At 31.0% G+C, this 24,748-nt stretch carries 26 protein-coding genes and 1 riboswitch; of the genes, 13 read left to right on the top strand and 13 right to left on the bottom strand.

The window, feature by feature from the left end; genetic code table 11:
• Positions 1–51 precede the first annotated feature (51 nt).
• The 3 genes from Q0945_RS06715 to Q0945_RS06705 all read left to right on the top strand — a co-directional run bounded on the left by Q0945_RS06715 (position 52) and on the right by Q0945_RS06705 (position 3,064).
• Positions 52–1,851, top strand: coding sequence for a DEAD/DEAH box helicase (locus Q0945_RS06715; protein ID WP_299432452.1), 1,800 nt, complete (start codon positions 52–54; stop codon positions 1,849–1,851).
• 76 nt (positions 1,852–1,927) lie between these two features.
• Positions 1,928–2,713, top strand: coding sequence for a carboxypeptidase-like regulatory domain-containing protein (locus Q0945_RS06710; protein ID WP_299432450.1), 786 nt, complete (start codon positions 1,928–1,930; stop codon positions 2,711–2,713).
• An 81-nt stretch (positions 2,714–2,794) separates the two neighbouring features.
• Positions 2,795–3,064 (top strand): heavy metal-binding domain-containing protein, encoded by a 270-nt coding sequence (locus Q0945_RS06705; RefSeq protein ID WP_299432447.1) that lies wholly within the window; start codon positions 2,795–2,797, stop codon positions 3,062–3,064.
• Between the two features lie 21 nt (positions 3,065–3,085).
• Here the strand turns inward: Q0945_RS06705 and Q0945_RS06700 are convergent, their stop codons facing one another.
• The gene (locus Q0945_RS06700) at positions 3,086–3,613 is read right to left on the bottom strand and encodes an SRPBCC family protein (protein WP_299432444.1); all 528 of its coding nucleotides are present in this window, start codon (positions 3,611–3,613) and stop codon (positions 3,086–3,088) included.
• 42 nt (positions 3,614–3,655) lie between these two features.
• Positions 3,656–4,312 carry an RNA methyltransferase gene (locus tag Q0945_RS06695; RefSeq protein ID WP_299433299.1) on the bottom strand — a complete coding sequence of 219 codons (657 nt, stop codon included), beginning with the start codon at positions 4,310–4,312 and terminating at the stop codon, positions 3,656–3,658.
• Positions 4,313–4,346: 34 nt separating this feature from the next.
• Between Q0945_RS06695 and Q0945_RS06690 the strand changes: the two genes are divergently transcribed.
• On the top strand, positions 4,347–5,042 hold the full coding sequence (locus tag Q0945_RS06690) for an NAD-dependent deacylase (RefSeq protein WP_299432441.1): 696 nt from the start codon (positions 4,347–4,349) through the stop codon (positions 5,040–5,042).
• Here Q0945_RS06690 and Q0945_RS06685 read toward each other — a convergent pair.
• A complete protein-coding gene (locus tag Q0945_RS06685; RefSeq protein ID WP_299432420.1) occupies positions 5,005–5,478 on the bottom strand; it encodes a heme-binding domain-containing protein in 474 nt (157 codons plus the stop codon). The genes Q0945_RS06690 and Q0945_RS06685 overlap by 38 nt on opposite strands.
• Positions 5,479–5,515: 37 nt before the next feature.
• On the opposite strand from Q0945_RS06685, the gene Q0945_RS06680 reads away from it, so the two are divergent.
• Together Q0945_RS06680 and purB are read left to right on the top strand one after the other, a co-directional pair.
• Positions 5,516–6,076, top strand: a complete 561-nt coding sequence (locus Q0945_RS06680) for an adenylosuccinate lyase (RefSeq protein WP_299432417.1) — start codon at positions 5,516–5,518, stop codon at positions 6,074–6,076.
• 118 nt (positions 6,077–6,194) lie between these two features.
• On the top strand, positions 6,195–7,538 hold the full coding sequence (gene purB, locus Q0945_RS06675; RefSeq protein ID WP_299432414.1) for an adenylosuccinate lyase: 1,344 nt from the start codon (positions 6,195–6,197) through the stop codon (positions 7,536–7,538).
• 232 nt (positions 7,539–7,770) lie between these two features.
• Here purB and Q0945_RS06670 read toward each other — a convergent pair whose 3' ends face one another.
• The 6 genes from Q0945_RS06670 to Q0945_RS06645 form a co-directional block, all read right to left on the bottom strand.
• Positions 7,771–8,586, bottom strand: a complete 816-nt coding sequence (locus Q0945_RS06670; RefSeq protein WP_299432411.1) for a mechanosensitive ion channel family protein — start codon at positions 8,584–8,586, stop codon at positions 7,771–7,773.
• Between the two features lie 159 nt (positions 8,587–8,745).
• Positions 8,746–9,285 (bottom strand): DUF4252 domain-containing protein, encoded by a 540-nt coding sequence (locus tag Q0945_RS06665; RefSeq protein ID WP_299432408.1) that lies wholly within the window; start codon positions 9,283–9,285, stop codon positions 8,746–8,748.
• A 57-nt stretch (positions 9,286–9,342) separates the two neighbouring features.
• Positions 9,343–9,885, bottom strand: a complete 543-nt coding sequence (locus Q0945_RS06660; protein WP_299432405.1) for a DUF4252 domain-containing protein — start codon at positions 9,883–9,885, stop codon at positions 9,343–9,345.
• A 110-nt stretch (positions 9,886–9,995) separates the two neighbouring features.
• Positions 9,996–10,544, bottom strand: coding sequence for a DUF4252 domain-containing protein (locus tag Q0945_RS06655; protein WP_298486592.1), 549 nt, complete (start codon positions 10,542–10,544; stop codon positions 9,996–9,998).
• 4 nt (positions 10,545–10,548) lie between these two features.
• Positions 10,549–10,986: a hypothetical protein gene (locus Q0945_RS06650; RefSeq protein WP_299432402.1), complete on the bottom strand. Its 438-nt coding sequence runs from the start codon at positions 10,984–10,986 to the stop codon at positions 10,549–10,551.
• Positions 10,973–11,482: a sigma-70 family RNA polymerase sigma factor gene (locus Q0945_RS06645; protein ID WP_299432399.1), complete on the bottom strand. Its 510-nt coding sequence runs from the start codon at positions 11,480–11,482 to the stop codon at positions 10,973–10,975. Before Q0945_RS06645 ends, Q0945_RS06650 begins: the two co-directional genes overlap by 14 nt.
• A 234-nt stretch (positions 11,483–11,716) precedes the next feature.
• Here Q0945_RS06645 and Q0945_RS06640 point away from each other — a divergent pair, with 234 nt between their 5' ends.
• Positions 11,717–13,204, top strand: coding sequence for a S41 family peptidase (locus Q0945_RS06640; RefSeq protein WP_299432396.1), 1,488 nt, complete (start codon positions 11,717–11,719; stop codon positions 13,202–13,204).
• Between the two features lie 148 nt (positions 13,205–13,352).
• On the opposite strand, the gene Q0945_RS06635 is transcribed toward Q0945_RS06640, so the two are convergent.
• Entirely contained in the window at positions 13,353–14,534 is a 1,182-nt protein-coding gene (locus tag Q0945_RS06635; RefSeq protein ID WP_299432393.1) for a hypothetical protein, read from the bottom strand.
• Positions 14,535–14,757: 223 nt separating this feature from the next.
• Positions 14,758–16,629 carry a TonB-dependent receptor plug domain-containing protein gene (locus Q0945_RS06630; protein ID WP_299432390.1) on the bottom strand — a complete coding sequence of 624 codons (1,872 nt, stop codon included), beginning with the start codon at positions 16,627–16,629 and terminating at the stop codon, positions 14,758–14,760.
• A gap of 75 nt (positions 16,630–16,704) precedes the next feature.
• Positions 16,705–16,919: riboswitch (cobalamin riboswitch) on the bottom strand.
• Positions 16,920–17,030: 111 nt separating this feature from the next.
• Here Q0945_RS06630 and Q0945_RS06625 point away from each other — a divergent pair.
• The 6 genes from Q0945_RS06625 to Q0945_RS06600 all read left to right on the top strand — a co-directional run bounded on the left by Q0945_RS06625 (position 17,031) and on the right by Q0945_RS06600 (position 22,393).
• Positions 17,031–18,173 carry an ABC transporter substrate-binding protein gene (locus tag Q0945_RS06625; protein ID WP_299432387.1) on the top strand — a complete coding sequence of 381 codons (1,143 nt, stop codon included), beginning with the start codon at positions 17,031–17,033 and terminating at the stop codon, positions 18,171–18,173.
• A 1-nt stretch (position 18,174) separates the two neighbouring features.
• Complete coding sequence (locus Q0945_RS06620) at positions 18,175–19,206, top strand: iron ABC transporter permease (RefSeq protein ID WP_299432384.1); 1,032 nt, start codon at positions 18,175–18,177, stop codon at positions 19,204–19,206.
• Between the two features lie 4 nt (positions 19,207–19,210).
• A complete protein-coding gene (locus Q0945_RS06615; RefSeq protein ID WP_366136061.1) occupies positions 19,211–20,017 on the top strand; it encodes an ABC transporter ATP-binding protein in 807 nt (268 codons plus the stop codon).
• 64 nt (positions 20,018–20,081) lie between these two features.
• Complete coding sequence (gene rmuC, locus Q0945_RS06610; protein WP_299432381.1) at positions 20,082–21,422, top strand: DNA recombination protein RmuC; 1,341 nt, start codon at positions 20,082–20,084, stop codon at positions 21,420–21,422.
• A 26-nt stretch (positions 21,423–21,448) separates the two neighbouring features.
• Positions 21,449–21,814, top strand: a complete 366-nt coding sequence (locus tag Q0945_RS06605; RefSeq protein WP_299432378.1) for a 6-phosphogluconate dehydrogenase — start codon at positions 21,449–21,451, stop codon at positions 21,812–21,814.
• Between the two features lie 36 nt (positions 21,815–21,850).
• Entirely contained in the window at positions 21,851–22,393 is a 543-nt protein-coding gene (locus Q0945_RS06600) for an acyl-CoA thioesterase (RefSeq protein WP_299432375.1), read from the top strand.
• A 1-nt stretch (position 22,394) separates the two neighbouring features.
• On the opposite strand, the gene pgl is transcribed toward Q0945_RS06600, so the two are convergent.
• Both pgl and zwf read right to left on the bottom strand, forming a co-directional pair.
• Positions 22,395–23,114 (bottom strand): 6-phosphogluconolactonase, encoded by a 720-nt coding sequence (gene pgl, locus Q0945_RS06595; protein WP_299432372.1) that lies wholly within the window; start codon positions 23,112–23,114, stop codon positions 22,395–22,397.
• Between the two features lie 33 nt (positions 23,115–23,147).
• Positions 23,148–24,680: a glucose-6-phosphate dehydrogenase gene (gene zwf, locus Q0945_RS06590; protein ID WP_299432370.1), complete on the bottom strand. Its 1,533-nt coding sequence runs from the start codon at positions 24,678–24,680 to the stop codon at positions 23,148–23,150.
• Positions 24,681–24,748 lie beyond the last annotated feature (68 nt).

The raw sequence follows: 24,748 nt of genomic DNA, 5'->3' as shown, positions 1-24,748 counted from the left end.
GTTAATCGCTCTATGCAACATTCATATTTGCGATTAACATTTTTAAACATTATGACAAAATTTACAGATTTAGGACTGGATCAGTCCTTAATAGACGCTGTTACAGATTTAGGTTTTGAGAAACCTTCCGAAGTACAAGAAAAAGCAATTCCAATTTTATTAGAAAGCGAAACTGATTTGGTTGCTCTTGCACAAACAGGTACTGGCAAAACTGCTGCTTTTGGTTTTCCACTAATCCAAAAAATTGATAGTGATAGTAGAACTACACAAGGATTAATCCTTTCTCCTACCAGAGAGCTTTGTTTGCAAATTACAAACGAATTAAAATTATATTCTAAATACGAGAAAAATGTAAACGTTGTTGCCATTTACGGTGGTGCAAGTATTACAGACCAAGCCAGACAAATTAAAAGAGGTGCGCAGATTATTGTAGCAACTCCTGGTCGTATGAAAGATATGATAAGCCGTGGTTTAGTAAATATTACAAAAATAGATTACTGTGTTTTAGATGAAGCAGACGAAATGCTTAACATGGGATTCTTTGAAGATATAAAAGATATTCTTTCGGATACACCAGAGGAAAAATCTACATGGTTATTTTCTGCTACTATGCCTAGAGAAGTATCTACAATTGCTAAGAAATTTATGCATTCTCCAAAAGAGATTACGGTTGGTGCTAAAAACTCTGGAGCATCTACAGTACAACATGAGTACTACCAAGTAAGCGGTAGAGACCGCTACCCTGCATTAAAAAGACTAGCAGATACAAATCCTGGAATATTTTCTGTTGTTTTTTGTAGAACAAAAAGAGATACCCAACGTGTTGCAGAAATGCTAATTGAAGATGGTTACAATGCTGGGGCACTACACGGAGATTTAAGTCAAAACCAGAGAGATTTGGTTATGAACTCTTTTCGTAAAAAGCAAATTCAAATGCTAGTTGCTACAGATGTTGCTGCTCGTGGTATTGATGTAGATGATATTACACATGTAATTAACTTTCAATTACCAGATGAAATAGAAACCTATACGCACCGTAGTGGTCGTACTGGTAGAGCTGGTAAATCTGGAATTTCTATGGTTTTAGTAACCAGAAGCGAAACTCGCAAGATAAGAGCAATTGAAAATAAAATAAATCAGAAGTTTTTACTTAAAACGGTTCCAACAGGAAAAGATATTTGTGAAATACAATTACAGCACTTAGCAAATAAGATAAAAGACACAGAAATTAATGAAGAAATAGAAAGCCATTTACCTGCTATTAATGAAATTTTAGCAGATGTAGATCGCGAAGAACTTATTAAGAAAATTGTTTCTGCAGAATTTACACGATTCTTTAACTACTACAACAAAGCCAAAGATTTAAATTCTGGTGGAGATAGAAGAGACCGAAACGACAGAAGAGAAAAAGGCGAAGAAGCTCCTACAAGTGGCTCAGTACGTTACTTTATTAATGTTGGAGAAAAAGATGGTTACGATTGGATGTCTTTAAAAGATTTTATTCGTGACACAGTACAACTAGGAAAAGAAGATGTATTTAAAGTAGATTGTAAAGAAAGTTTTTCTTTCTTTAATACCGATGCTGCTGTTACAGAACAAATACTATCTACATTTACTGAATTTAAAGTAGATGGTCGTTTTGTAAATGTTGAAGTTTCTAAAAACCCTGGTGGTGGCGGAAGAAGAGGCGGCGGAAGAAGAAACGGAAGCAGTGGAGGTCGTGGAAGAGATAGAGACCGCGGAAGAGATGGCGGAAGAAGCAGAAGAAGAGACGGAAATTCTTCGCAAGGTGGCGGAGGAACTTTCTCTGGCAAACGTAGAAGTAAAAAAAGAAATACAGACTTCTTTTAGTTAAACCTATATTAAAAAATACGCTTCGGCGTATTTTTTTGTTTTGTTTGCATTTTTATTGGTGTATATTAGAATTATGGGAAAAAAATTACTCGTTATACTTTGCCTTATAAGCAGTGTTGTTTTTAGTCAAGAAAATATAGAAACCAAAGAAGAGACAAAAATAAGTGCAATAGTTATTAATGCACAAACAGACACTCCTATGGAAAGCGTGCATATTGTAAACCTTAATCAAGTAAAAGGAACCATTACTAATGAGAAAGGGGAATTTACATTAACTGCTGCAGTAAACGATACTTTATATTTTTCCTTTCTAGGATTTAAATCGCAAAAAATTAGAATTACTAATGATATGTTTAAGTTTAAGGATACCAAAATATCTTTAACAGAACTTGCGTATGCCTTAGAAGAAGTAATTGTAAGACCCTACCAGCTTACAGGTTACCTAGAGATAGATGTTAAAAACCTTCCTATAAACAATGCATACCAATATAGCATATCTGGCCTTTCTGTTGGTTACGAAGCTGGCAATAAAAACCCAAGTGCGGTAACCAAAGTATTAGGTGCCATATTAAACCCCGCAGATTTACTTCGTAATTTATTTGGTAAAAAACCCAACCAAATGCGAAAACTAAGAAAAATTAAAGAAGATGACCAAATAAGAAATCTCCTTGCCTCCAAATTTGATAGAGAAACTTTGATAGAACTTCTACAAATAGAAAAAATGGATATTGAAGATATTCTAAATAACTGTAACTACTCTAAATCCTTTATCACAACAGCCAATGATTTACAAATATTAGATGCTATTAGTGGCTGTTATGAAGATTTTAAAGTTCTAAACAGAGGTAAAAAAAGATAAAAACCTTTACGTACTAAAAGGTCTTTATATTTAAAATAAAATCTTAAATTGCATTGTATATAAGCACTATTCCTTTATAATATGGGCAGACTTTTTTCACTTATACTACTTTGTACATTAGTTTTTTCCTGTAAAGAAAAAACCAAACAAGATACCGCTACCGTGTTGTACCAATGCCCTATGGATTGTGAAAATGACAAAACATATACAGAAAAAGGTAGCTGCCCTGTATGTAAAATGGATTTAAAAACACTAGGACATTCTGAGAGTTGTACGTGTGCATCTCATGAAGAAAAATGTAAATGCGAAAAAGGAAAATGCACCTGTGACAAATGCCCTGAGCATTCCTAAATAAGAACAATTTAGAACCTATTACGCTTCTAATTGCTCTTTTAAAGCTGCCAGACCTTCTTCAAAATCTTTTCCCACAGCTTTATCCATATTCATAAAAAGCATCATTATACTCACAGGAAATTTATTTTTACCAGAAAATCCCCAAGTAACTTTTGTGTTTTCTTCACCAGCTTCAGCAACAACAAAATAGCAATTTGAAATAGACTTCCATGGCTTTAAAAAACGAAGCTCTCCTTCTATTCTTTCTCCTTCTATTATTTTAGTTATTTCTTGCTCCCCTTCCCCTACTTCTTTATTACCATTCCAATAACTTACAGCTCCAACTTCCCCATCAGTTCCAGTAATTTTTTTCTCCATATTGGGGTCTTTTTTTGCCCACGGAGACCACTCTTGTTGTTTCTTTAAATATTTAAGGTGTTCAAAAACCTTTGCCTTTGGTTTATTTATTTCTATTGTTCTAAAAACATTATAGTTTTTTGGCGCAATAAGTCCTAAAACTAGTAATAGTAGTATAATACCTCCTAGAATGTAAAAAATAGTTGTCATAATACTTTAAGTTTAGTTATTTCTCTTAAATTTAATAAAAACTTAGCTTTTTTTAGAATATCTGTCTAATATAGCATCAATGCTTTTTATAGATTTCTTTGTCCAATCTAATTGTTTTTCTTGTTTCTCTTTATCCGTTAACTGCCAATTTAAATTACTCCTCTTAAGTTTATTAGTTAAACTTTGTAAAATTATTGCCGCAGAAACTGAAATGTTTAAACTTTCTGTAAAACCTACCATTGGTACTTTTAAATAGCCATCGGCATTTTCTATAACCTCATCACTTAATCCATCTCTTTCCGTTCCAAAAAAAAGAGCTACTTTATCCTTTAATTCAAAATCATCTAAATAACAAGAATCATTATGCGGTGTAGTTGCTATTATTTTATACCCTTTTTTACGCAAACTCTCTATACAGTTTATAGTATCCTTGTATTCATATACATCTACCCAATTTTGCGCTCCCATAGAAATTTCTTCATCTAAACATTTAGCATTTCTTTTTTCTATAACATGGGCATCTTGTATTCCAAAAACTTCGCAACTACGTATTACAGCACTCATATTGTGTCTTTGAAAAACATCTTCAATAGCAACAGTTATATATTTTGTTCGTTCCTCTAATATTACTTTAAAACGTTTTGTACGTTCTGGAGTTATAATTTCTTCTAAATAAGCTAAAAGCTTTTCATCTATCATGCTACAATATAATAAAAAGTCTACTTTTATATTCATGAAAAAAAATATTGTTGTTCTTACCGGAGCCGGCATAAGTGCCGAAAGTGGTATAAAAACTTTTAGAGATGCAGATGGCTTATGGGAAGGGTATGATATTATGGAAGTAGCCTCTCCACAAGGGTTTAAAAACAACCCAACATTGGTGCTAGACTTTTATAACCAAAGAAGAAAGCAATTATCATCTGTAAAACCTAATGCAGCTCATTACGCCTTAACATCTTTACAAGATCATTTTAATGTAAACATTATAACACAAAATGTAGATAACCTTCATGAAAGTTCTGGAAGTAAACAAGTTATACATTTACACGGCGAATTACTAAAAGCTAGAAGTTCTATAGATAAAAACTTAATATTACCTTGGAACAAAAATATTGAAATAGGAAATTTATGTAGTAAAGGATCACAATTAAGACCACATATTGTATGGTTTGGAGAAGATGTTCCTATGATGGATAAAGCTATAGAAATCACCAAAAAGGCCAATGCTTTACTAATTATAGGAACTTCTATGCAAGTGTATCCTGCTGCAGGTTTAATAGATTATGCGCCTACAAATATTCCCATTTATTTTATAGATCCGTACCCTAAAATAACTAAAAACGATTATAATAATTTAACCATTATAGCTGAATCTGCTACAAAAGGAGTTCCTATAGCTGTAAATTCTTTAATTGATATAATGCTCTAGAACGCTTTGCCCAAGCAATAACAAGTTTCTTTTCTTTTTCTGTAAGCTTAGCCTTTTCATGCGTCCAAGTATATTCTTTTAAAGGCATTTTTCCTTCTTCTAAGGTTTCTATAACCTCCTCTAACTTATGGTCTTTTTTCTTGGTAGAATAAGATTCCCACTCCGAAAAATTTAAATGTTTTTTTCCATCCTTTACATGGTTTGCCATCCAAAAAGAAACTGGTGCTACGTTATTATACCATGGATAGTTGGTATTGTTACTATGACAGTCATAACAGGTTTGTTCTAACAGAACTTTTACATCCTGTGAAGGGTTTGTTTCAGAAATAAATAACTTAGCGTGATTACCGTGAGAGGTATTCTGAGAAGGTCTAAAAAACTGGATAGCAACAAAAGCAACCAGTAGGATAATTGCATTTTTTTTTAGTAATTTCATTTGGGGAAACAAATTTTTCTAAAATTACATTTTTTTCATGAATAAAGAAGACCTTTTTAAAGCTTTAGATTATGTAAATCATTCTAGAGATAAACGGCAAGAGATGTCCACCTTAATTTTAAACAATCCAGAATTAATTAAACCCTTGCTCTCTATAGCATTTACTGTAGATAACCCCATATCTTCTAAAGCCTGTTGGGTGTTAGAATTTACTGCAAAAGAAAAATTAGAATATATTTTTCCTTATTTAGATACTTTCACTGCCAATTTACATAAAGTACATTTAGACCCTTCTGTACGACCTATGGCCAAAATTTGCGAATACTTAACAAAGAATTACTTTCAAAAGAAGGATCCAAAGTGTATTAAAAATCTGACCGATAAGCATTTAGAAATTATCGCAAGTAATTGTTTTGATTGGCTAATTGGAGAACACAAAGTGGCTGCGCAAGCATATTCCATGACATCTTTACTATTACTAGGACGTAAGTATGATTGGATTTACCCAGAATTGCGTATGGTTCTAGAACAAAACTATTCAAATGGCAGTGCTGCCTATAAAGCAAGAGCAAGAATGACATTAGAAAAAATAAAATAAGTTTTTCTTATGACAGATAGTCAAAAAGCAACATCAGATTAAAGTTTTATAGACTTTTAAACTCCTTAACTTATAAGTATATTTGCCGCTTGTTAATTACTAATAAATTCATAAGCAAATGTCACTTACGCAACTAAATGCAATTTCTCCTATAGACGGAAGGTATAGTAGTAAAACCAATTCTTTATCTCCATTCTTTTCTGAAGAAGCACTAATTAAATACAGAGTACGAGTAGAAATTGAATATTTTATTGCTTTGTGTGAAATTCCATTACCACAATTAGTAGGGTTTAACGCTTCTAAATTTGACGCTTTAAGAGATATTTATAAAAATTTTGACGCTAAAGATGCGCAAGAAATAAAAGATATTGAAAAAGTTACTAATCATGATGTAAAAGCTGTTGAGTATTTTATAAAAAAAGCTTTTGATGCATTAGGATTAAGTGAACATAAAGAATTTATCCATTTTGGATTAACTTCTCAAGATATAAACAACACAGCAATACCTCTTTCTATAAAAGAAGCAATGAATGAGGTTTATGTTCCGCAATATCTAGAGGTGGTTACAAAACTAGAAGAACTGGTAAAAGAATGGGATGCTATTCCTTTATTAGCAAGAACACATGGGCAACCAGCTTCTCCTACTAGATTAGGAAAAGAAATTAATGTTTTTGTTACCCGTTTAAAAGAACAATTTAATTTATTAAATGATATTCCTAGTGCCGCAAAATTTGGTGGCGCCACAGGAAACTACAATGCACATTTAGTTGCGTATCCAAATACAGATTGGAAGGCTTTTGGAGAAAACTTTGTACATGATAAATTAGGATTACACCACTCCTTCCCTACTACACAAATTGAGCACTATGACCATATGGCTGCTTTATTTGATACTTTAAAAAGAATAAATACCATTCTATTAGATTTAGATAGAGATTTCTGGACCTATGTGTCTATGGATTATTTTAAACAAAAAATTAAAAAAGGAGAAGTTGGTTCTTCTGCTATGCCACATAAAGTAAACCCAATAGATTTTGAAAACTCAGAAGGAAATTTAGGAATTGCAAATGCTATTTTTGAGCATCTTTCTGCAAAACTTCCTGTTTCTAGATTACAAAGAGATTTAACAGATAGTACAGTTCTTAGAAACGTTGGTGTACCTTTTGCGCACACCTTAATTGCTTTTCAATCTACCTTAAAAGGATTAAACAAATTACTTTTAAACAAAGAAAAATTTGAGCAGGACTTAGAAAATAATTGGGCTGTTGTCGCAGAAGCTATTCAGACTATATTAAGAAGAGAAGCATATCCTAATCCTTATGAAGCTTTAAAAGGTTTAACTAGAACCAATGAGAAAATTACTAAAGACTCTATGGCAAACTTTATAGATTCTCTAGAAGTTTCCGATGCTATTAAAAAAGAATTAAAAGCAATTACTCCTAGTAATTACACTGGGATATAACATGAAATCTGGGCATTATTTAGTAATAATTGCTTTAGTATTTTATCTTATAGGACGTACTGTAAAAATTTTACATTGGGTATTCCTAAGTTTTATAATAGGAAGTCTTTTAATGAATATAGCCTATATTATATTTTTTATAGCTATAATTATTTTACTTCTTGAAGCTAAAAAGAAAAACTAAAAAAGACCGCAAGTTGCGGTCTTTTAAATTTTTAGAAATAAATTAATATTACTTATTAATTTGCACTTCGTGCGGGTAAGGAATTTCAATTTTAGCGTTGTCTAATGCTATTTTAGAACCCTCAATGGTTGCAAAATACACATCCCAGTAATCTTCTGGTTTACAGAAGGGACGTACTGCTAAGTTTACAGAACTATCTGCTAACTCTTCTACATTTACAGATGGTGCTGGGTCTTTTAATACTTTAGGGTTAGCTACTAACATTGCCAAAAGCACTTCTTTTGCTTTTTTCATATCTTCTCCGTAACCAATACCTACACTAGTATCTACTCTCATTTTACCTTCAGCAGTATAGTTAATAATATTACCGTTTGCCATTGCTCCGTTTGGTACAATTGCTAACTTATTTTGTGGTGTAATTAATTTAGTAGTAAATATCTCAATTTCTTTTACAGAACCCAAAACGCCTTGTGCTTCTACTAAATCCCCAATTTTATAAGGCTTAAAAATCATAAGTAAAACACCTCCCGCAAAATTAGATAATGAACCCTGTAACGCTAAACCTATTGCTAAACCAGCTGCTGCAATAATTGCCGCAAAACTTGTTGTTTCTACACCAAGTTTAGATATTACTATAATAATTAGGAATATCTTTAATGCCCAACCAATAAGGTTTAATAAAAATTTCTGTAAAGATTCGTCATAATTACTTTTAGACATACCTTTACGAGCAAGCTTTACAATTTTACTTATGACCCATGAACCAATTATATAAATAATAATTGCTCCTATAACTTTAGGGCCATACTCCGTTAAAAAATCCATTCCCTTGCCCATCAAAGAGCTTACATCTGTGTTCTCCATAATAATTTAAAAGTTTTTAGTGTTTAGTAATTGAGACACGAATATATATAGAAGGTCACTAATTCATACCTATTTTTTAAAATTTAATATTATTTTAATGCAAAAAATCCTGTTGTAACAAAACTCACTACAGGACTTTCTAACATTTAATTTAATCTCTTACTCTAAGAATTCTTTAAGTTTACTAAAACCTTCTCCGTTGTAATTAGATTTTTCCATAGCCTTTATTAATTCTACTAAATGCGCTGGATTCATATTATCTCCTAAAACTCTTATTAAAGCAAAACCTTTTTCATCATTATCCCCATAAATAACAACCTCATCTATAGCATCTTCATCTCCTAAATATTTAATTGTTGCTTTACCAAAACTAGTATTCATTTTCATTAACTCAGTAAATTTCTTATTTTTTAAAATAGCTTTAACCTGTGTTTTTTCAGCTACAAAATCTGCTTCATTTTCTCCCGATTTTTTAAAAGCCAAAATATTAAGTTTCTTTAAAGAACCTACAGCCTCTTTTTGACTAGCAGTTAAATTTGCTTCCTCTAAACGTAATATACTTGAAGGAACATCAAAAGAAATAAAATTAGGATTCTCAGAATTATCTACATAATATTCTTGTAAGCTTTGTGTTGATGAGCATGCGCCTACTAAAAGAAGTACTACAAAAGTTAAAATACTTTTTATTATTGTTGTCATTTTTTTATAATTAAAAAATGCTACTGAGAATATATATTCTCAGTAGCACGTTAATTCCTATTTTTTTCCTGCGTTGTTTAATTCTTTCGGGAGATTCATTTTATTAGTTATTGCTCCTATTTTATTTAAATCTATATTTCCGGTCATGGAAACCAGTACTGTTTCAAATTTTCTTCCATGCACATCTATATCCATATTCTTCATACCGGACACAAACATTAAAAGCTCTCTTACATGATCTTCATCTTTACCCTCTTTAATATAGAACTTTACGTTAACGTCCTTGTCTTTTACACGCATTAATTCTTCCATTGAAGATTTTCTTAAATACTTTTTTACTGTAGATGTCATATCTGCTGAGACAGATTTGTCTTCCGTAATAAAGACTTTTATACCTTTTATACCTTTGGCCACCTCTGCAAAATCTTGCGCTTCAGGGTCATCGGTCATACTTCCTATTTTGCTAACCAAATTTATCATTCCCTTATTTACAACTACAGTTCCTACTTTATCCATATTCTCATATTTATCGAACATAGATTGTGCTAAACCAAAAAACGGTACTAAAACGATTGCTACTACTAAACTAAATTTTCTCATGACTGCTTTGTTTTTATCCTACCCCCTACTTGATTAAAAGGGAAATTTATAGGATTGATTATTAAAAATTGATTGATGATATTAATTGTTCCTGAAAAATCAGGTATTTTCTAATTGTTCTTTTTACCTGCTTTATTTAGTTCTTGCGGTAAATTCATTTTATTAGTTAAAGAACCTATCTTGTTTAAATCTATATCGCCAGTTAAAGACAATAATACCGTTTCAAACTTTCTTCCATTCATTTCTATATCGGTATTATGTATCCCTGTAACAAACATTAAAAGTTCGCTTACATGATCGGCATCTTTACCTTCTTTAATATAAAACTTCACATTAGCATCCTTATCTTTTACACGCATAAGCTCTTCTAGCTTTGCGGTTTTTAAATAAGAATTCATAGACTTAAGCATATCTGCAGATATTGCTTTATCTTCTGTTATAAAAACTTTTAAATTTTTTAAACTTTTAGCTATATCCATAAAGTCTTGCGCTTCTGGATCATCCACCTCAACATCTATCTTACTTAGAAGATTAAACATACTTTTGTTTACGACTACAGCACTTACATTATCTAAATCTTCATATTTATCAAATAAAGATTGAGACATACCCACTAAAGGCATTAGTGCTATTACTGTTATAATTAAGAACTTTTTCATGATATTAATTTATTTTTTTTTTGTATAATTTTTGTTTTGTTTGTTCAAATTGATTTAAGTAAGCAACTTTTCGTGTTCCCTTACTAAAATTTTGTGCTAAAAGGTCTAATGCTTTTTTTGTTTCGTTATACGCATATTGAGCTTCCTCTTGTTCTGCTTGTTTTTCTTGGTATAAATTCCCAAAATAAAGACTAAAAACTATTGCTCCTACTGCAGCCACACTAAGCCACTTACTATAATTTTTGTTTACCTTTAATGGCAACTGCTTTGTAAACTGTTCTTCCTTTGCTGTAGAAAAGTATTGAAACATAGGTTTGTACTTCTCTAAATGCTTTGCCACATTATCTTGAGAAAAATAAGTACGTAATGTTTCTTCTTCGGCAACTGTTGCGGTGGCTTCAAAATACTTTTCTAATAATTTTTCTATGTTATGCAATTCCATAATTATGTTTTTGCTTTAATTTTTCTCTTACTGTTTTTCTTGCTCTAGATAAAGCTACTCGTATTGCAGTAGGTTTCATATCTAACAATTCTTCTATTTCTTCAAATGTATACTGTTCAATATCACGTAATTGTAATACCATTTTTTGTTGCTCGGGTAATTCATCCATTATTTTCTCTACCCAATTAACACTGTCTTTAGCTTCTATATTTTTTTGAAGCGAGTTATTATCATCTCCATAATTACTATGCACCAATTTTAAGTTAGATGCTTGCTTAGATTTTAACCTATCTAAACAAAAATTCTTGGTCATAGTCATTGCAAAAGCCTCCACGTTTTTATACTCTTTCATTTTGCTATTCTTAGACCATAACTTTAATAGTACTTCTTGCGTTGCATCTTCAGCTTCTTCTGTAGAAACCAGCAGTCTTTTAGAAAGTCTAAATAACTTATCTTTAAATGGTAACACCAGATTTAAAAATTCGGTTTGTTTCATTTTTGTTGGTTGTTTGCAAACCTTATTATTGGTTTACAAAAGGAAGACGATGTTCATCGAGTTTTGTTACAAAATATTTTTTATTTCTATATATCTCCTTACTTTGGACAACTATTTACATACAAATTTACGTAAGTAAGTAAGTAAGTAAGTAATATATTCTTCTTTATTTTCCCCCACCATATATACTGGAACAATATTTGAAGACGTTTTAATTAAAAAAATACAGTAACTATGAAAAAATATGTTCTAGCATTACTCTCTATAGGAGTATTAATTGCCTCCTGTTCTAAGAGTGATGAAGATAGGTTTATTGATACCAAAGGCTTAACTGTAGATTCTGACGAAGTTCTTGTACAAGATTTTATGTGGAAAGCAATGAATTCTTGGTACTTTTGGCAAGAAGATGTGCCTAATTTGGCAGATGATAAATTCCTAGACACAGAAGAAGGCATTCAAGAATATATAGATTTCCTAGCAAGTGAATCTAACCCTGCAGATTTTTTTGATAATAAACTATCCTTTTCTGAAGATCGTTTTAGTTTTTATTCTGAGGATTACACAGAGCTTACGCAAGCACTTTCCGGTGTTTCTAAAAGTAACGGATTAGAATTTGGTTTGGTTCAATTTAATGATAGCGATAACATTTTTGGATATGTTAGGTACATAATTCCTAATTCTAATGCTTCCACAAAAGATATTAGTCGTGGGGAACTGTTTACAAAAGTAAATGGCAACACGCTTACAACTAGTAACTTTATAGACTTACTTTTTGGCGATAATGATAGTTATACTTTAGGTATGGCTTCCATAGAAAATAATCAAGTGACTGATAACGAAAAAGAAGTATCATTAACTAAAGAGGAAGGTTTAGCAGAAAATCCTGTTTTTTTATCTAAAACTTTTGATATAAATGGGGAAAAAATTGGCTATTTAGTCTATAACGCTTTTACAAATGAATATGATGAAGACTTAAATAATGTCTTTAAAAATTTTAATGAAGCTAACGTTCAACATTTAGTGTTAGATTTAAGATACAACCCAGGAGGTTCTGTAAATACTGCTCGTTTATTATCTAGTATGATATATAGTACGGATACAGAAGAAGTATTCTTAAAAGCCAGATATAATGGGAAATACCAATCTTTTTTAGAAGGAAGAAATGTTGACTTAAATGACTACTTCGGGGATAAAACAACAGAAGGTTCTGCTATTAATACTTTAAACTTATCTAAAGTATATATCCTGGCAACCAATAGTACCGCTTCTTCTAGTGAGTTAGTAATGAATGGTCTTGCCCCTTATATAGATGTTGTACACATTGGAGAAAATACAAGAGGAAAAAATGAATTCTCGGTTACTATGGTTGATGATAAAGAGAATGATTATATCTACGATCCAACAAGAATAAACAATATTAATAGGAAGAATAAATGGGCTATACAGCCATTAATTGGAAGAAATGAAAATGCAGATGGTTTTTACGACTACACTTCTGGCTTAGTTCCTGATATCAATTTAGAAGAAGACTTAGCAAACCTTGGCGTTTTAGGTGACGAGAATGAGCCTTTATTAGCAAGAGCTATCCAAGATATTACAGGAGCATCTAGCAAAAGAGATTTTACAGTTAAAGTTCCTGCTAAAATTATGACAAGCTCTAAAATGTTTACAATATTAAAAGATAATATGTTTTTAGATAAACCTTTAGAAATTAATAAATAAAAATATAAAACATATTATATACAAAAAAAGGCGCTACAATTGTAGCGCTTTTTTAAATCATAAACTACCAATCTACTTTAAGGTAACTCAACGATAAATATTAGATATAAATCTAAACGGTTTAAAAAAGTATCGTAGTAAAATAAATTTAATCAACATATACTTTTCTATCTCCTTTTTTACTTTTTATTATATATACTCCTTTCGGCTGCAACAAAGAAGCTTCATTTTCCTCTTCAATATTATGCACTTCTTTTGTCATAATTTTTATGCCACTTAGATTATAAAAATTAATATTATAAGGTTCTTCTTTTTGATTATTTTTTGATTGTAAAAGTGACTGCTTAAAAAAAGTAGATTTAAATCTTCTAGAAGAGAAATCTACTCTTTTAACTTTGAACGGGAACACATACTTCCAACTATTAAATGCACTCATTTCATTTCCGTCAAAAAAAACATGAAAATAATAGGTCTTATTTGGCAAAAGATTAAGAGAAATATTACCTTCCCAAAGTCTCCCTAATATTTTTTCGTTCAAAATCATTGTTTTTTCATTTCCTGAACCAATTGTCAATGGTCTTTTATAAAATATTTTATGGGCAAAAATTGAACTACCTGTACCTAATTTGTTTTTGTCTGATATAAAAAAAGACCAATATGCATTAAAAGCTGTACCTCCATCATTATTAATAGTAAAAGTAAATTTAGTTTCAGAAACATCTGATGGATACAAAGAAGACTCTATCACAGGTACTTCATTTTTGAAAAAATCCCAGGTTTTACCATCTTGCTTTATGGTTCCTTTTGTTAAATAAAATCTTGGGTGCTTATCATAATAAATACCATCTCCACAATCCGAGCAAAAATCGTTAAAATTAAATGTGTAAGTATTATTATTAATATGATTTTGGTACCCTCCAATAAAGGCCCATTGATTACCTCCTCGATAAGCCATAATCAAAACTTTATAACTACCTGAAGGGTAATTAGGAAATTTATTTTTTAATTGAATTTGTTCAAAAGAAAATCTGAAACCATTAGTAATATTTTGATAAGAACCAGCGTATTTAAAACCACTAACTGGCCAATTTGCGAAATAAGAATTATCCCCAATTTCAGTAATAAAATAATAGAATTGAGCAATCCCTAATTGGTTTGGTGGAGTCGATAAACCCTTAAAATCAAATGTTAAATCAAATTCATAAGGTTTACCTACATTTTGAACGTTAAGTGGTGATTTTGTAAAATTAACATTCTCAATGGTAACTTGAGCAAAACAAAAGAAAGAAAAAGAAAGAAAAAGAAAGAAAAAAGTAATTTTTTTACACATAATAAAAGTTTAATTATTAATTAATAATATTTTTATTAAAAGTACGAATTAACTTTAATTTATTACAGTATTTTACTACACTTATTTTTATTTAAATCATTAAAAATGAATAACTTAACAAAATTGTATCTCATAATAATTTAAATTATTAGTTAAGTATAATAACATAGTTTCTATACATAACTAATAATTTAAAAATTCTTCAAAAAAAAATAAAAAATATCTACAAATTAAGATTTAAACCTACTCTTATATTTCTTCCTTTTGTAGTAAAACCTAATACTTCAACATACTCTTCATTTAAAATGTTCGCTGCATTTAAAAAGACATTTAACTTATTAGGTATTAATTGATGGCTCACATAAAAATCTAACAATGAAAAAGAATCTAACCCAACAACTGTAGAAGGAAATGTACTAAAGTCACTATCATTACGCTTTCCTGTTAACGCATAATTAATTGATAAGCTGGTGTTTTTACATACCACATAATTAATTGATGTATTTACTTTATGTTTTGGAATACGTATAGCTGCATCTCCTTTACGCTCTGTGAAAGTATAATTAGCATTAATGCGTAAAGCATCTGTAGGTATCCAATCTAACTCAAACTCTACACCTTGCGCATCTATAGTATTAGTAGCATTTATATTACTAAAATCAGGACCAAAAGTGATAAAGTTCTCTTCTTTTCTATTAAAATACAAAACACTAGCTCGGAATTTTTTATCAACAGCATACTCTACTCCACCTTCCATAGTTCTATCTTCTTCTGGCTCCAATTCTGGATTAGCACCAAAATCACCAAACAACTGCGTTAAATTAGGAGTTATATAGGACGTTGCATAAGATCCTAGGATCTTAAAATAACCATTTTGTGTTTTAATAGAAAAAGATGGATTTATATTATACACAAAATGATTCCCATATTCTGAATGATTATTAAAACGCACTCCAGTGTTTAAATTAAACCCGTAATCTGATACATATACTACATTTACATATGGATCCGTAATTTTAAAATCTTTTGTTATCCCAGACACAATCTTATCTTCTAAATAATTAACCCCTAAAATAGCATAAAAGGTATCGTTAAAATTGTATTTATTATACAGGTCCACAACAAGGTTTTCCCCTTTAGATACTGAAGGAAAAGCAGATATATTTTCGGAATCATACGCACTATATGCAGTATTTACATGTATTGATCCGTTATTATATTTATAAGCAGAAGACAATCCTACACGCTCTTGTTTACCAATAAACTCATAATCAGCATCAAGTAATCCAAAAGATTCATCGTAATCGGTATTCACCTTTGTTTGGTTTCCATATACATTTACATAAAAAGCATCTGAAAATTTATACCCTAATTTTACATCGGTACTATATCTAGAAAAGACATCTTCCTTATTTTCTGGAGTAACAATTGCAGAAAGTCCATCTGAATACGTGTTAGAAAAACCAGCAAAGTAAATAAACTTACCTAAAGTTCCACTAACTTGGGCGCTATTGGAAATATTTGAAATATTGTAATTTTGATCCTCCGATGTTTGATTTGTACCTATACTAGATTGAAAATTAGCCGCTATTTTCTTCTCCGATGCTTTTTTTGTTGTAATATTAATAACTGCTACCGCAGCTCCAGTTCCATATAAAGTACTAGCTGCTCCTTTGATTATCTCTATAGATTCTACATTAGCAGTAGACAACAATCTTAAATCGTATTCTGGAGAAAAAGAAGATGGGTTAGAAACACGAACACCGTCTATATTAATTAAGACTTGTCTTCCTCGACCCCCTCTTGCAAAAACACCATAAATAGAACCTTCTCTACCTCTACTACCAACAATTTCAATACCGCTTTTGGTATTAATAAACTCGGCAACATTTTTTCCTTGTTGCTGTTCCATTTCTTCAGCTGTAATTCTTATTACAGTTTTACCAGAGTTTTCTCTTTTTAACATAAATCGAGAATCGCTTACTACTACTTCTTCTAATTGTAAAGACACAATAGTGTCTTTCTGTTGCTCTTGTGCAACAATACTTGTACATACTAATGCAGCAGTACAAAATTCAAAAAATCTTTTGTTCATTTTCGTTTAGTTCAATAAACGGGAGAATAGTATGCCAATAATTAGCCATACGTAAACTTTTATCCCGAAAGTTTAACATTATATTTTAAACCTGGCAGGTCTCCTGACTTACGTATTGTTATTTACCTTCCCGCTCAAATAAAGCAGTGGCTTAGAAGAAATAACAACCATCTTTAAATAATATAAAGACTAAGTTTACAGTTGCGGGAACAGCTCTGGAATTTAACCAGATTCCCTTTTAATTTTATCCCTTTAAAAAAGCAATAAAAACCAAATTCACTACAAAAGTAAACCATATTAAGTAATTTCTACTATTTTCTCTTTTAAGTTTTATATTTAAAAAAATGACATTCCTTACCTTGCAAAAAATATCTAATAAATTAGAATCAGTTTTTTATAGAATGAATCGTATCTTACTATCCCTAACAATATTTCTTTTTTTATCCTGTAAAAACAAAAAAGAAGAAGTCTCAAATTTAGATAAAGCAGTTAGCTCTACTCTTAAGCATGCTAGAGGTTTTACAATAAAAAAAGAAAGTTCTGGTATTACAATTATAAAAATTACAGCACCTTGGCCAAATGCTACTGAAGGTTTTACATATGCATTAATACCTGAAGAAAAAATAACGAATCTTACTCTTAATAAAGATTCTTATGATGCTATTATAACAACTCCTGTTAAAAAAATAATAGTAACATCTACTACACACGTACCAGTTTTAGAAGCTTTAGGTGTAGAAAATTCCTTAGTAGGTTTTCCTAACACCGACTATATTTCTTCTATGGCAACAAGAAAAAGAATAGCCAACAAACAGATTAAAGAATTAGGAAATAACGAATCTTTAAACACCGAAATTGCTCTGGAACTACAACCAGATGTTGTTATTGGTTTTGGTATTGACAACCAAAATAAAGCCTATAAAACTCTAGAAGATGCAAATATTCCTGTTGTTTATAATGGTGATTGGGTAGAACAAACCCCACTTGGAAAAGCAGAATGGATTAAGTTTTTTGCTCCTTTCTTTCATAAAGAAACAAAGGCTGACAGTATTTTTAATTCCATAGAAAAAGAATACCATAAAGTTAAAGAGCTTGCTGCTAAAGCAAAAACTAAGCATACTGTTTTATCTGGCGCCATGTTTAAAGATGTTTGGTATTTACCAGGTGGTAAAAGCTGGGCTGCGCAATACTTAAAAGATGCTAATACAAACTACTTATGGAAAGATGATAAAAAAACAGGAAGCCTTTCTTTAAGCTGGGAAAATGTTTTAAGTATCGCACAAAATGCAGATTATTGGGTTTCTCCCTCACAGTTTACAACTTATAAACAAATGGAAGTAAGTAGTCCGCACTATTTGCAATTTAAAGCTTTTAAAAATAAGAAAATTTACACTTTTGCAAGCACCACAGGACCTACCGGTGGTTTATTATTTTACGAACTAGCTCCAAGCAGACCAGATATTGTTCTAAAGGATTTAATTTCTATATTTCATCCAGAAATTTTACCAAACTACCAACCATATTTTTACAAACCCTTAGAATAATTTGGAATCTACCAAAACATATATAAAACCCTTTTTAGCATTGTCTTTGCTTTTAATTTTATTCTTTGGAATAAATATTAGCTTAGGCTCTGTTTCTATCCCTTTTTTAGACACCATGAGTTCCGTTTTTGGAGGAAAAGTTACAAATACTTCTTGGGACTACATTATTTGGAGCTATAGATTACCTAAGGCTTTTACAGCAATTTTAGTTGGTAGCGGACTAGCACTAAGCGGTTTATTAATGCAAACCTTATTTAGAAACCCATTAGCGGGTCCTTTTGTTTTGGGTATTAGTTCTGGTGCTAGCTTAGGAGTAGCATTACTAATTATGGGTTCTTCTATTTTTAGTAGTATAGCGGCTATTAATTTAGTGAGTAATGTATCTTTAGCTATTATATCTAGCATTGGAAGTTTTGCTGTGTTATTCTGCGTAATTATTGTAGCATCTAGAGTAAAAGATACTATGGCATTATTAATTATAGGACTTATGTTTGGTAGTATTACTTCTGCTATAGTAAGCACGTTATCTTATTTTACAAATGCCGAAAAACTACAGCAATATGTATACTGGTCTTTTGGTAGTATTGGTAATTTAACTTGGGAGCAAGTTACTATCCTATGCGTATTATGTGTGTTAGGAGTTATTTTAAGCATAATTTCTATAAAAACTCTAAATGCTATGCTTTTAGGAGAAAACTATGCTCGTACTTTAGGTATTAACATAAAAAAAATGAGGTATTTAATAATCCTAGCTGCAGGAATATTAGCTGGTAGTATAACTGCTTTTGCTGGTCCTATTGCATTTATAGGCTTAGCTGTTCCGCATCTAACAAGACAAATTTTTAATACCACAAATCATAAAATACTGGTTCCTGCTGTTTTAATTTATGGTGCTATTTTAATGTTAATTTGTGATACTGTTGCACAATTACCAAGTTCGGCAAACATTTTGCCAATTAATGCTATAACCTCTATTATTGGAGCTCCAGTAGTTATTTGGTTATTAGTTCGTAAACGAAAAATGATATTTTAATCTAATTATAAAAACTATTATAACTCCTAAAAAAAATACCGTCCTATCTGCTCAAAACCTTAGTATTGGGTACCAAACCAAAAAGGAACAAACACAAATAGGTACTCCTATTAGTTTCTCTACTAATTCTGGGGAACTTGTTGCTGTTATAGGAGTTAACGGTGCTGGAAAATCTACTTTATTACGAACTCTAGGAGCAATACAAAAAAAATTATCTGGAGAGCTTCTTATAAAAGCCAAAAATATAAATACATATACGCCACAGCAATTAGCCTTAGAAATAAGTGTTGTATTAACAGAAAAAATAGCTTCAAAAAACTTAACAGTACTAGAACTTATTGCTTTAGGAAGACAACCATATACCAATTGGATTGGTAATCTTACACAGAAAGATATATTAATTATAAACGATGTAATTTCTAAGGTAGATATATTAGAGTTAAAACATAAAAAATGCTATGAGCTTAGCGATGGGCAAATGCAACGTGTTATGATAGCCCGTGCTTTAGCACAAGACACCTCTATAATACTTTTAGATGAGCCTACAACACATCTAGACCTATACCATAAATCGAACATATTAAAACTATTAAAATCAATCACTTACAACACTAACAAAACAATCATTTTTACAACTCATGAGATTGAATTGGGCATTCAGTTATGCGATAAAATGTTACTCCTTAACAACGCAAACAATCCTTATGGTACGCCAAACGAGTTAATAGAACAAAAACATTTTAATAGCCTATTTCCAGAAGATACTGTTACGTTTAATGCCACTACAGGTACTTTTAGAGTTAAAAAGTAACTTTATTAGTTTGCTAAAAATAAATGCAGAACCACTATCTTTACTTGCATATTATAGATTATAAATGAACACATATCTTATTTACATTTTAATTGGCATTATATGCCTTGCTATTGGTTATTTTTTAGGCAATTACATACAGTTGCTTAAAACAAAATCTAGCCAAAGCGCTTTAGAAGAAAGAGAAAAACAGCTGCAAAATAACATCTCTTCTATAGAGGCTAATTTGGCTGATGAAATAGAACATAAAAGACATTTACAGCAAGAAAAAGAACAAATGAGTAATCAAATTGTTCGTTACCAGTCTGACATAGAAAATTTACAAGAAAAAAACTCCGAACAAAAAGTGGAAGTAGAGAAGCTCCAAGAAAAATTTACTAAAGAGTTTGAAAACCTAGCGAATAAAATTTTAGAGGAAAAAAGTCTAAAGTTTACAGAGCAAAATCAAAAAAACATAAAAAACATTCTTTCTCCATTACAAGAAAAAATTCAATTATTTGAAAAAAAGGTAGAGGATAGTCAAAAAGAAAACATTAGTATACACTCTGCTCTAAAAGAACAGCTTGTTAATCTACAAAGCCAGAATTTAAAAATTTCGCAAGAAGCAGAAAACTTAACTAAAGCTCTTAAAGGCGATAGTAAAATGCAAGGTAATTGGGGGGAGCTAGTTTTAGAGCGTGTTTTAGAAAAATCTGGATTAGAAAAAGATCGTGAGTATAGTGTACAACAAAGCTTTACTAGAGAAGACGGTTCTAGAGTTTTACCAGATGTTATTATAAATTTACCCGATGGTAAAAAAATGGTGGTAGATTCCAAAGTATCTTTAACCGATTATGAAAGGTTTATTAATGCAGAAGAAGAGGATAAAGAACGATTCTTGAAAGACCATTTAAATTCTTTAAAAAGGCATGTAGACCAACTTTCGGCTAAAAAGTATGAAGACCTTTATGCTATGGAAAGCCCTGATTTTGTTCTCATGTTTGTCCCTATAGAACCAGCTTTTGCTATTGCTGTAAATGCTGACAATGCACTTTATAATAAAGCCTTTGAACAAAATATAGTTATTGTTACTCCCTCTACCCTATTAGCTACATTGCGCACTATAGATAGCATGTGGAATAATGAAAAACAACAACGTAATGCAATTGAGATTGCAAGGCAGGCTGGTGCTTTGTATGATAAATTTGAAGGTTTTACTAATGATTTATTAAAAGTTGGTAAAAAAATTGATGAGGCTAAAGGCGAATACAAAGGAGCCATGAACAAACTTGTAGAAGGTCGTGGAAATATAATTACGAGTATTGAAAAGCTTAAAAAAATGGGTGCTAAAGCTAAAAAGTCTATTCCTGAGCCATTATTAAAACGTGCTCAAGAAGACGATTTTGAAGCGCCTAAAATAAAATAAAAAACATTTTAAAAAACACACTAAAAATGAAAAAAATTATAAGTCTAATTATTATAACTGTGGTAGCTGTATTAGCTGCCTACTATGCTTTTATTTATTACGTTCCTTTTAGCGAAGGAGTACGCTCTGGAGAACTTATTAAAATTAGCCGTAAAGGGGTTATAGCTAAAACATGGGAAGGAGAAATTAGCCAAGGAATATCTGGAGCGCAAATATTTTCTTTTTCGGTTTTAGATAAAGACAAAGAAGTAATTTCAAAATTAAAAGAATACCAAGGAAAGTATGTAAAGCTCCAGTATGTGGAACGTTATGCTACTTTCTTTTGGTTAGGAGACACTAAATATTTTGTTACTGAAGTAGCATCAGAAAAATCTCCTCATTTTGGAAATTAAAATAGAAAAAATTACCAACTTTAGTATAACAACCAAATGAAAAATTATAAAAACTCTAAAGAATCCAGAGTATCTATTACAGAATTAATGCTACCTGCGCACTCTAATTTTAGTGGAAAAGTACATGGAGGGCATATTTTAAATTTAATGGATCAAATTGCTTTTGCATGTGCCTCTAAACATTCCCAACATTATTGTGTAACAGCATCTGTAAACAAAGTAGATTTTTTAAACCCTATTGAAGTTGGAGAGCTTGTTACTTTAAAAGCTTCGGTAAATTATACCGGAAGAACCTCTATGGTTGTTGGTGTTCGTGTAGAGTCCGAAAATATTACTACTGGAGTAAAAAAGCATTGTAATTCTTCTTATTTTACAATGGTTGCAAAAGGCCCTAATGGCGAAAATGCTCCAATTCCTGGTTTAGTGATTGATTCGGAACAAGGTATACGTCGTTTTTCTAGGAGTATTAAACGTAAAGAGCAATCTATAAAAAGAACTTCTAATTTTAAAGCTTCTAAATTTAAAATAGAAGAACATATAGAAGAGCTAAATAATGAAAATGTAAAAATAGACTTATAGGCTACTTTTTCTTAATTTCTTGCGCTGCTGCTGTATCTAAAAACCAAATTAAATTATTAGATTTTGGAGCAACAAGACTTGCAGGGTATTGCTTATAATCTCCTTTTTTGTTTACAATTATATCTACCTTTTCTTTTTTACTTTCTCCTGTAACTAAAAAAGCAACGGTGTCTGCGTTATTAATAACAGCTCCTGTTAAAGAAATTCTTTTTTGACCAGAATCTGGATGTATCGCTACCTCACAAATATTCTTTGAATCCCATAAATTAATTTCATGAGGAAAAATAGATGCTGTATGCCCATCATCTCCCATACCAAGAATAACTAAATCAAATTTTGGTAAGGTATTTTCTTGTGGCAATTCTTTTATTAAAACTTCGCTATACCTAATCGCCTCTATAGAAGGAGCTTGCTCCCCTTTTATTCTATGTATATTCTCCTGTGGTATGTTTATTTTGGAAATAAGGTAATCTACCGTCATTTTATAATTACTCTCAGAATCTGTAGAGGCAACGCAACGCTCATCTCCCCAATATAAATGTACTCCGCTCCAATTTATTTTTTCTAAAAAATTAGAAGCTAGTTCCTCAAAAACAATTTTAGGAGTACTTCCTCCAGATAAAGCTATATGTACAGTATTTTTTTCTTTTATTAGTGTAGCAAGATAATTAGAAAAGTTTATTGCTACTTCTTGCTTTGTATTGTATATATGTATTTTCATTCTAAATATATTCTATAATAATAAAAAGGTTATTTAACAAATAACACAAAAACCAGGATCTTCTGCTAAACTTTCTTCAGGATTACGCCAGGTTCCTATTCCTTCTATAAGGTTGTCTGCATTTTTTGGACCCCAAACTCCGGCAGAATAACCATACATTCTAACATCTTTAGCATTTTTCCAATATTCCAAAATTGGATCTACAAATTTCCAAGCTGCCTCTACTTCGTCTGCTCTAGCATAAAGTGTAGCGTCTCCTTGCATGGCATCTAACAGCAAACGTTCATAGGCCTCCATTACAGTTGTTTCTTCTAAATCAGAATAATAAAAATCTAAATTTGCTCGCTCTACTTTAAATCCTTGACCTGGAACTTTTACGCCAAATTTTACTAAAATACCTTCATCTGGCTGTATTCTTATAATAAGCTTATTGTCTTTATTAAGTGCGCTTGAATCTTGAAAAATTTGATGGTGCGGTGTTTTAAAATGAATTACCACCTCGGTTACCTTTGTTGGCATACACTTAGCAGTACGCACATAAAAAGGAACATCTTTCCAACGCCAATTGTCTACAAAAAACTTAATTGCAGCATAAGTTTCAGTTGTAGATTCTGGATTTACTCCTTCTTCTTCTCTATACCCTTTTACAACTTCTCCGTTAACTTTAGAACTTACATACTGGGCTCTAATCGTATTTTCATTAAGCGTTTTTTCATCTTTCATTATTCTTAAAGATCGTAACGCTTTTACTTTTTCATTTCTAATCTCCTGCGCATTAGCCGCTATTGGTGGTTCCATTACAATTAAAGAAACTATTTGTAATAAATGGTTCTGGAACATATCTCTTAAAGCACCAGAATTATCATAATATCCTCCACGAGTACCTACCCCATTACTCTCTGCATTTGTAATTTCTACATGGTGTATGTAGTTTCTATTCCAAAGAGGTTCAAAAATACTGTTGGCAAAACGTGTAACTAAAAGGTTTTGTACTGTTTCTTTTCCTAAATAGTGATCTATTCTATATATCTGAGATTCTTTAAAATATTTTTGAATTCCTTTATTTAAATTCTTAGCAGTTTCTAAATCATAGCCAAAAGGTTTTTCTACAATTAAACGTTTAAAACCTTCTGTTTCATCATTAAGTCCTTGCTCTGCTAAGTTTTTAGATATTGCTTCAAACAAACTGGGTGGTGTAGATAAGTAAAACATATAATTATTACCTATACTAAACTTCGTATTTAAATCCCCTATCCTTTTAGCTAATTTATCATAATTAGTGTCGTAATTTTCTCCTAAATCTTCATAAAAAAGTTTTTTAGAAAAACTAGTAATCAAACTAAGATCTCTAACTTTTACTTTATCCTTAAGATGTAAACTCTCTATTGCCACCTTTTTTCTAAAATCAGTATCCGATAAATCACTTCTACTTACCCCTAATACAACAAAATTATCTGGAATATGTTTATCTCTAAAAAGATTAAAAAGTGCTGGCACTAATTTCCTTGCAGTTAAATCTCCCGAAGCTCCAAAAATAATAAGCATTTGGTTTTCTGTCTTGTTCATATAATTTATTCTAATTATTCCTTTTCAAAACCTCTAAGCATTAATATCTAATTACAATTAGGGTCTAC

Origin of the sequence: uncultured Maribacter sp. (assembly GCF_947500405.1) — a bacterium.
GTDB lineage: Bacteria > Bacteroidota > Bacteroidia > Flavobacteriales > Flavobacteriaceae > Maribacter_B.
This window is presented reverse-complemented; position numbering and strand designations above follow the sequence as displayed.

Bases quoted from the DNA above. Each gene is read 5' to 3' on its own strand.
- purB (WP_299432414.1), top strand. From the start codon at position 6,195: ATGTCACTTACGCAACTAAATGCAATTTCTCCTATAGACGGAAGGTAT.
- Q0945_RS06700 (WP_299432444.1), bottom strand. From the start codon at position 3,613: ATGACAACTATTTTTTACATTCTAGGAGGTATTATACTACTATTACTA.
- Q0945_RS06685 (WP_299432420.1), bottom strand. From the start codon at position 5,478: ATGAAATTACTAAAAAAAAATGCAATTATCCTACTGGTTGCTTTTGTT.
- Q0945_RS06715 (WP_299432452.1), top strand. From the start codon at position 52: ATGACAAAATTTACAGATTTAGGACTGGATCAGTCCTTAATAGACGCT.
- Q0945_RS06665 (WP_299432408.1), bottom strand. From the start codon at position 9,285: ATGACAACAATAATAAAAAGTATTTTAACTTTTGTAGTACTTCTTTTA.
- Q0945_RS06625 (WP_299432387.1), top strand. From the start codon at position 17,031: ATGAATCGTATCTTACTATCCCTAACAATATTTCTTTTTTTATCCTGT.
- Q0945_RS06655 (WP_298486592.1), bottom strand. From the start codon at position 10,544: ATGAAAAAGTTCTTAATTATAACAGTAATAGCACTAATGCCTTTAGTG.
- Q0945_RS06680 (WP_299432417.1), top strand. From the start codon at position 5,516: ATGAATAAAGAAGACCTTTTTAAAGCTTTAGATTATGTAAATCATTCT.
- Q0945_RS06605 (WP_299432378.1), top strand. From the start codon at position 21,449: ATGAAAAAAATTATAAGTCTAATTATTATAACTGTGGTAGCTGTATTA.
- Q0945_RS06650 (WP_299432402.1), bottom strand. From the start codon at position 10,986: ATGGAATTGCATAACATAGAAAAATTATTAGAAAAGTATTTTGAAGCC.
- Q0945_RS06705 (WP_299432447.1), top strand. From the start codon at position 2,795: ATGGGCAGACTTTTTTCACTTATACTACTTTGTACATTAGTTTTTTCC.
- zwf (WP_299432370.1), bottom strand. From the start codon at position 24,680: ATGAACAAGACAGAAAACCAAATGCTTATTATTTTTGGAGCTTCGGGA.
- Q0945_RS06630 (WP_299432390.1), bottom strand. From the start codon at position 16,629: ATGAACAAAAGATTTTTTGAATTTTGTACTGCTGCATTAGTATGTACA.
- Q0945_RS06600 (WP_299432375.1), top strand. From the start codon at position 21,851: ATGAAAAATTATAAAAACTCTAAAGAATCCAGAGTATCTATTACAGAA.
- rmuC (WP_299432381.1), top strand. From the start codon at position 20,082: ATGAACACATATCTTATTTACATTTTAATTGGCATTATATGCCTTGCT.
- Q0945_RS06645 (WP_299432399.1), bottom strand. From the start codon at position 11,482: ATGAAACAAACCGAATTTTTAAATCTGGTGTTACCATTTAAAGATAAG.
- Q0945_RS06670 (WP_299432411.1), bottom strand. From the start codon at position 8,586: ATGGAGAACACAGATGTAAGCTCTTTGATGGGCAAGGGAATGGATTTT.
- Q0945_RS06660 (WP_299432405.1), bottom strand. From the start codon at position 9,885: ATGAGAAAATTTAGTTTAGTAGTAGCAATCGTTTTAGTACCGTTTTTT.
- pgl (WP_299432372.1), bottom strand. From the start codon at position 23,114: ATGAAAATACATATATACAATACAAAGCAAGAAGTAGCAATAAACTTT.
- Q0945_RS06695 (WP_299433299.1), bottom strand. From the start codon at position 4,312: ATGATAGATGAAAAGCTTTTAGCTTATTTAGAAGAAATTATAACTCCA.
- Q0945_RS06690 (WP_299432441.1), top strand. From the start codon at position 4,347: ATGAAAAAAAATATTGTTGTTCTTACCGGAGCCGGCATAAGTGCCGAA.
- Q0945_RS06710 (WP_299432450.1), top strand. From the start codon at position 1,928: ATGGGAAAAAAATTACTCGTTATACTTTGCCTTATAAGCAGTGTTGTT.
- Q0945_RS06635 (WP_299432393.1), bottom strand. From the start codon at position 14,534: ATGTGTAAAAAAATTACTTTTTTCTTTCTTTTTCTTTCTTTTTCTTTC.
- Q0945_RS06640 (WP_299432396.1), top strand. From the start codon at position 11,717: ATGAAAAAATATGTTCTAGCATTACTCTCTATAGGAGTATTAATTGCC.